Source organism: Rhizobacter sp. P2_D12 (assembly GCF_056404395.1).
Genome location: NZ_JBFUEB010000082.1, coordinates 21,745 through 28,689 on the forward strand (window position 1 = coordinate 21,745; position 6,945 = coordinate 28,689).

Genomic DNA, 6,945 nt, shown 5'->3' on the forward strand with positions numbered 1-6,945 from the left:
ACCATGCAACTGCAGTCGAGCCCCCTGCAGGGGCTGGTCGGGCACAACCGTTCCTTCGGCGCGGCCGTTTCGTTCGCGTGCAAGGCCGCGCGCCATGATTGTCCGCTCCTGATCGTCGGCGAGACCGGCACCGGCAAGGACGAGATCGCGCGCCTGGTGCATGCGCACAGCGCGCGCGCCGCCGGTCCCTTCGTCAGTCTCAACTGCGCGGCCCTGCCCGAGACGCTGATCGAGAGCGAGTTGTTCGGCTACGAGCGCGGCGCCTTCACGGGCGCCGGGCGTTCGTATGCGGGCCGCTTCGTCGCCGCCGACGGCGGCACGCTGTTCCTCGACGAACTCGGCGACCTGCCGCTCGCGTCGCAGGCCAAGCTGCTGCGCGCGATCGAGCATCGCGAGGTCACGCCGCTGGGCAGCCTGCGCGCGCGCCGCGTCGACCTGCGCATCATCGCGGCGACCCACCAGCCGCTGGACGCGATGGTGCGCGAGCGCCGCTTCCGCGAAGACCTGTTCTACCGGATCAATGTCGCCCGGGTGCAGCTGCCGCCGCTGCGCGACAGGCGCGACGACATCCTCGAGCTGGCCGCCCATTTCATGGCGCCGCTGCGCCGCACGGTCGAAGGCGCGCGGGTCGGCTGGTTCGACCACGACGCGCTTGCCTGCCTGCTGGCCCACGCCTGGCCCGGCAACGTGCGCGAGCTGCACAACGTGATCGAGTCGATCTTCATCGACCCGCCGGAGGGCGCGATCACCGCGCGCGCACTGCCGGCGTATCTGACGCAACACCTCGACGTCGACGGCGAGTCAGCCGTGCCGGACGAGCGCCAGCGCATCCTCGATGTGCTGTGCGCCACCCACTGGAACAAGGCCGCCGCGGCGCGCGATCTCAAATGGTCGCGCGTGACGCTCTACCGCAAGATGGCCAAGCACGAGATTCCGTGCGGGGGCTAGGAGTCTCCTGGCTCCTCGCCCTTGGCCGGCAACGCGATCGCGCCGAACTGCGCCTCGTAGTCGCCGATGCTGCGGTCCAGCAGGTCGAGGAAGACCTTGGCATAGGCCGGGGCCGTCACGATGCGCGTGTGCGCCGGCGCACCAGCCTCGCCGGGCGCGTCGGCATAGTCCTGCGAGAAGTCGAGCAGGAACTCGAACGCGTTGTAGCCGACCTCGAACTGGTTCGCGTAGGTGGCCAGTTCCGCCGCCAGTTCGGCCGCCAGGCCCGGCCCAAGCCCGGTCTGGCGTCGCGAACGGCGCTGGCGGCGCATGGCACGGCTTTCAGAGCGTCAGGAAGCCATGCAGCAGCGCGAGCACGCGCTGGCGATAGACGCCCGCCCCGTAGGCGCGGCTGCCGCTGATGCGGCGGCCCATCGCATAGATCGAGCCGGTGGTGCCGCGCGCGTTGCCGGCCGATTCGGCCGGCACGTTGGCGAGCGTCGCGGCCGTCGTGCTCATGCGGCGATAGTCGTCGCGCGTGCCCGCATGCAGCGACAGGCCCTTGGCCAGCATCTCCGGCTGCTCGAAGATGCGGTCCCAGTCTTCCGTGCGGCTGCGCGTGCAGGCGACGTCGCTGGTGTATGCCGCCCAGCGCCGCGCATAGTCGGCCAGCACCGTGTTGCTGCCGCGGTAGCCCTTGATGAAGTCGACGCAGCGCTTGTACGACGGCCGGCCCGTCGTCTGGATCACGCCGCGGCCGCGGAACTTGTTGAAGTCGGCCTGCATGATGAAGCCGTTGACGGCAGGGTCCTCGGCAGTCGTGAAATCGGCCTGCGGGTAGTAGCTGCCGTTCCACGCACCGCCGAAATCGCCACCATGATGGGCCAGCCGCGTCGCGCCGGACAGGCTGCCATGGGCGTCGATGAAGTCGGCATCGTCGAACAGCAAGCCGGCCGTGCGGCCGCTGCTCAGGTGGTTGTAGCTGGCCTTGAAACGGCCCGGGCTCATCTCGATGCGGTCGAAGAAGTACGCCAGGCCCGGATGGCGGCCGCGCGCATCGCTGCGCCCGCCGCCGCCGCGCTCCGGATGCGCCCACAGGTTGCCGCCGGTCTCGTTGATCGAGATGGCCGTGAACGCGGCGAAGTCGAGCGCCGTGATCTCGCTGCGGTCGAAGGCCGTCGCGACCTGGTTCCAGAACGCCGTGAAGCGGTCGCGCACGAGGCGGCTCGTCGCGATCGCGCCGCGCGCACTGAACGGCGCGCTGTGGGCCAGGCCGGCGTTGTACCAGTCGATGAACGAGGTGTGCCCCGCGCGGCTGAACAAGCCATCGACGTCGGCCGCGTTGCGCAAGCGGATCGCCGCCAGGCGGTCGACGTCGCCCTGGTCCAGGTCGGTCGTCACCGCCGTGCGCGGCGGCGCGCCGAAGGCGGTCACCGAGCCCGACACGTCCAGCGCCGTCGGCGTCACGCCGGCCGCCGTCAGCAGGCGGCGCAGCGGGCGGTAGTGGCCGTAGCGATGCTCCTTGTTGGCCTCGGGCGCGCGCGCCCAGCCGCCCTGCCCGGCAGCATCGGCGGTGCGGTCGAGCCGATGGCCGGCGAAGTCGGCCGCGGTGGCCGCCCGGTCGGGCACCAGGCGCCACCAGCGCGCCGCCGGCCCGATGTCGGCCGGGTCCGACGAGCGCGATTCCGCCGTGCAGAAGTAGATGCCGTCGGCCCGTCGCTCGGCGCGCGACAGGATGCGGATGTGGCCGCTGAGCCACATCGTGTCGCCGGCGCAGAGCTGGGCCGGATCGGTGACGCGCTCGAAGCTGCCCTGGCCGCCCTTGAGCATGGCGCTGCTCGTGCTGTCGGGGTGCGCGATGCGGTCACCGGCGGCCGCGCCGGGCACCTGGTCGATGATGCGGTTCAGCGCCTGCGACACGAAGCCCGAGCAGTCGATGCCGAGGCCGTAGTGCTGCAGGAAGGCGCGCAGCGTCGTGGAGCTCGGATTGCCGTTGATGGTCGGATCGGTCGTCAGCACGCCGCGAGTGTCGGCTTCCTGCAGCAGGTCGCGGATCTCCTCGGGCGTCGGCTTGCCGATCTTCGCGTTGCTGAAGCGCCGCTCGGCGAGCACCGCGCGCAGCCCGGCCGGCGCGGCCTCACGATGCCGTCGCGCCGCGTCGTGCCGCGCCCTGGTGGCCGGCAGCGAGCTCGCGTTGGCGTTCATGAAGTAAGGCGGATGCACGGCGATGGTCTGCGTGCCCACGCGCACCGGGATGCCCTTCCAGCCGTTCAGGAAACCTTCGACGACCTGGCAGATGCGCTGGTCCCAGGTGGCGCCGTAGCCGAGCGCGCCGCCGTAGGGGTCCGGTCCGAGACCCAGCGGATCCTCGTAGCCGGCCGCCGCCGCGCGCGCGCTCACCGCATGGCCGGCCCGGTCGAGCGTGTAGCGCGGGTCGTTGATCGGCCCCTCGGCGGCGATCAGCACGCTGAGGTTCGGGTCGCGCAGCACCTCGGCGACGCGGCGCTCGGCGCCGTCGACCTTCATCGTCGGCCAGACCAGGCGCACGCCATGGCTGTAGTCGACGAACACCGGCTCGTGCGCGAACGACGGGTAGCCGCGCATGACCGTCGTGCCGTTGCGCGGCGCCTGGATCGGCACGCCGCCGGCGGTGTAGGCGCCGTAGAACGCGAGCTTCGGCCGCGCCGGGCCCATCGCGCCGGTCGTCTTGTTGCGCGCGGCGCGCAGGTAGCCGTTGCTGATCACGATCTCCTTCTTGTGGCCTGCCGTCAGGATGGTCGGCGGGCGGTGCAGCTGGCGGTCGATCTGCTGGCTGTGCCACAGGTAGCTGCTCGAGGCGTCCTGCAGGTGCGCGCGCGGCGTGTTGGCATAGTTGCCCGGGATGAACGCGAGCTTGGTCGGCGCGGCCTGGTAGAGCTGCTCGACCATTCGCGCGGTCGGCAGCAGGCACTCGAACAGGTCGGCGATGCGCTGCGCGCTGACCGGATCGGTCGGGATGCGCACGTTGTCGCTGTCGCTGCCGAGCGTGAGCACGTCGGCCGTCACGTAGTACTCGATCTGGTGGCTCTGCCCGCCGCGGTCGTCGGCGGTCGTGCGCACGGTGTGGAAGGTGCGCATCCACGACGGCATGTTGCCGGTGCGGACCTGCTCGAAGATCCGGTTCTCGCGTTCGACGCCCTTGCGCTCGCCGAGGCTGCCGATGAAGGCCGAGCCGGTCGGCGCATCGCCGGCGCGCGCCGGTGCGCGCAGCTGCGGCATCGTCACGTCGAAGGCCTCGCCGTCCCAGGCGGCGGCGCTCTCGTAGCTGCCGTCCTCCCACTCGTCGCTGGCCGCATGACTGGCGCTGTAGTCGTCGCCCTGCCCCTCCTCGCCATGGCCGTGGGCACGCGCCGCGGCCGCCGGCAGGTCCTGGGCCTGCGGCGACAGGTCGTTGCCCGGGTCGGCCAGCAGGCGCCCGCCGAACGTGTTCGGCACGTCGTTGTGCTCGATGCCGCGGCCGACGACGCGCTGGACGCGGTAGAACTTGCGCAGCAGCGCCCGCAGGTCGGCGTCAGGGGCCTTCGCGGCCAGCACCTGCACGAGCATGCGGTCGATCGCCTGCGCCTGCGTGATCGTGCCGCCGAGGGACAGCACGCGCACGTGGTGGCCGGCGCTGCGCAGGCGCTGCAGCGCCGTCTCGCCGCGCGCCGTGCCGACCAGCGCGATGTCGGCGTCGAGCGCGGCCTCGACCCAGGGACGCAGCGCGACCGGCCAGTCGGGCCCGCCGTAGGTGGCGTCGAACAGCTGCACGCCCTGCACCGCCGTGCCGCTGCCGGCGGTCGACTGCAGCAACTGCAGCAGCCGCGCGCCGCCACCGGAATGCGCGGTCAGCACGATCCGGCCGCGCATCAGGCTGCCGCGCCCGGCACCGAAGGCGCCGAGCACCTCGCCGAGCACGGTGCCCAGCTGCTGCGCGGTCGCCACATGCGGAAAGTTGAAGCTCTGGCCCTGGAACTGTCCCGTCCGCGAGTTCACCCAGCGTCCGGCGACGCCATGCGGCACCAGGCCGATCGTCGCGCGCGGAACGCCTGGGCTCGCGAGCCCCAGGCCGCTGATGCCGGCCTTGGCGCCCAGGTTCATCGGCGGCGGGCGGCTTTCATCGGCGTAGCTGGTGAACCCGTGCAGGTGGACGACCATGTCGACCGGGCCGCTGAAGCCGGGCGGCAATTGAGTCCAGCGCAGCCAGCAGTTGTTGCGCGACAGGTCGTGGCCCGGATAGTGCGGATCGCGCGGTCGCCGCAAGGCGGGCACGGTGTGCACGCCGTCGCCCTGCGCGGCGCCGAGGTTCAGGGTCGCGTCGAAGGCCGAGACCGGGGCGGTCGAATCGGCGCCGAACACCAGCGCGCTGACCGGGGTGGCGCCGACGTAGTTCGAAGAGGTGCTGCGCATGGTGGTCTCCTTGCTGTGCGTACCTGTGCGTACCTGTGCGTTGGGGGTCTCAGGCGCTGGGCGCGGGCGCTGCCGCCTTGCCGTCGCCGCCATGGGTGTTGACCGGCGTGTTCGCGGTCGGGTTGGGCGTGTTGCCCATGATCATGGACATCAGCTCCGGCTTGGCGAAGCGTTCCATCGGGAAGTAGTCGCTCTTGAACTTGAGGTCGACCTCGCCGGTCAGGTCGGCGTGCACGTCGATCGAGTCGCTGCTGTTGGCCTTCTTCGACGAGACGTAGGCGACGCTGGTCTGCTGCTCGCCGCTCGGCCCGCCGAGGAAGCCGGCCAGGCCGCCGCCGAAGCTGAGCTTGTTCTGGTGCTTGAAGTCGAACTGGCTCGCGCTCTCGGCGTTGGCCAGGTCCTGCGCGTTGATCTGGAAGCCCATGCGCGCATAGATGCGGCCGCTCGTGATGACGATGCGGTTGATGCCCATCAGCATCATGGTCGACAGCATCTGGTGCCGGCTCTTGGCCAGGTAGCGCCGCGCGGCCGGCACCAGTTTCTCCTCGGCCGCCTCGTCGGAGATGTCGACGTCCTCGTCCAGGCCCAGCGTGCCGCGGAAATCGGGCTTGCCCGCATCGCCGGCATCGTCGCGCGCGACCACGCGCGGGCGCTCGCCGCTGGCGTCGATCTTGAAGTGGCTCGGGTAGGCGCCCGCGACCCAGTCGCGCGCGTTGTTGTCGCTGATGTTGTCGGCCATGAACTGGTCGACCGTCTTCGACACGTTGGCCAGCAGCGCGCCGTAGGCCTCCATCTGCTGGATGCTGGCGTTGACGATCGCCTGGAAGGTGCCCTTGATCAGGTCGGCGACGAAGGTCGGGAACGCGATCGCGTTGAGCGTGTCGCGCGTGATCTTCGCGACCGAGCCGGTCGCGCGCGTGTCGAAATCCTCGCGCTCCTTCTTCTTCGCAAAGGCCTGCACCGGTGGCACGGTCGCTTCCAATGCACTCAGCGCTGTCTGCGGCGCCCACGCCGCGACCTCCTGTGCCGCGACAGGCAGCGTCTCGCGCTGGCGCAGCACCGGCGTCTGGCCCAGGCGCTTGCTCTGTGCCCACTCTTCATGGACGAGCGCGGCGGTGTAGGCGGCGATCTTCTCGAGGTCGCGACCCATCGCCTCGCGGCGCGAGATCGGCAGGTCGTGGAAGGCCGGGCTCGATTCGAGCAGCGCACGCACCTGCGCGTGGACCAGCTTCGACACCGGCGGCGTGATCGTCATGCCCTGCGGCTGCGGCAGGGTGTCGAAGGGCCCGGGCAGCGCGGCCGCCGCGCCGGCGACGTTCAGTGGACGGTCCATGGGAGTCCCTTTTCGATGGCAGGCGCTGCGCCGAGCGATTGCTCCTCGGCGGCCGGTTCCCCATCGGGTTCGGCAGTCGTTTCATGGCCGGCGTTGGCATCGGGCGTCGCCTCCGGCGTCGGATGGGGCGTGCCGCCACCGCCGGCTCCCCCGCCCGCGTGGGTGCCGCCGCCTTCGGTGGGCGCCGGCACCGGGCGATTGGCGCCGGGGTCGAGCGCGCCGCGCTGGATCGGCGTCGCCGTGGGCAGCCGGGCCTC

Annotated in this window: 4 protein-coding genes and 1 pseudogene; 1 reads left to right on the forward strand and 4 read right to left on the reverse strand. The window is 71.3% G+C overall.

Annotated features, from left to right (window positions below; translation table 11 throughout):
- The first annotated feature begins 3 nt into the window (after positions 1-3).
- Positions 4-948 (forward strand): sigma-54 interaction domain-containing protein, encoded by a 945-nt coding sequence (locus AC1DYN_RS23645; RefSeq protein WP_477963592.1) that lies wholly within the window; start codon positions 4-6, stop codon positions 946-948.
- Here AC1DYN_RS23645 and AC1DYN_RS23650 read toward each other — a convergent pair.
- From AC1DYN_RS23650 to AC1DYN_RS23665, 4 genes and pseudogenes are all read right to left on the reverse strand, one after another.
- On the reverse strand, positions 945-1,259 hold the full coding sequence (locus tag AC1DYN_RS23650; RefSeq protein WP_477963594.1) for a DUF3467 domain-containing protein: 315 nt from the start codon (positions 1,257-1,259) through the stop codon (positions 945-947). The two genes, AC1DYN_RS23645 and AC1DYN_RS23650, sit on opposite strands and share 4 nt — an antisense overlap.
- Before the next feature lie 10 nt (positions 1,260-1,269).
- Entirely contained in the window at positions 1,270-5,355 is a 4,086-nt protein-coding gene (locus AC1DYN_RS23655) for a hypothetical protein (protein WP_477963596.1), read from the reverse strand.
- 49 nt (positions 5,356-5,404) lie between these two features.
- Positions 5,405-6,688, reverse strand: a complete 1,284-nt coding sequence (locus AC1DYN_RS23660; RefSeq protein ID WP_477963597.1) for a hypothetical protein — start codon at positions 6,686-6,688, stop codon at positions 5,405-5,407.
- Positions 6,673-6,945, reverse strand: a pseudogene (locus tag AC1DYN_RS23665) (hypothetical protein); the annotation flags it as partial. The pseudogene AC1DYN_RS23665 and the gene AC1DYN_RS23660, both read right to left, overlap by 16 nt.

What these genes read in the sequence shown, in the direction of transcription:
- AC1DYN_RS23645 (WP_477963592.1), top strand. Translation starts at nt 4, where the DNA reads ATGCAACTGCAGTCGAGCCCCCTGCAGGGGCTGGTCGGGCACAACCGT.
- AC1DYN_RS23650 (WP_477963594.1), bottom strand. Translation starts at nt 1,259, where the DNA reads ATGCGCCGCCAGCGCCGTTCGCGACGCCAGACCGGGCTTGGGCCGGGC.
- AC1DYN_RS23655 (WP_477963596.1), bottom strand. Translation starts at nt 5,355, where the DNA reads ATGCGCAGCACCTCTTCGAACTACGTCGGCGCCACCCCGGTCAGCGCG.
- AC1DYN_RS23660 (WP_477963597.1), bottom strand. Translation starts at nt 6,688, where the DNA reads ATGGACCGTCCACTGAACGTCGCCGGCGCGGCGGCCGCGCTGCCCGGG.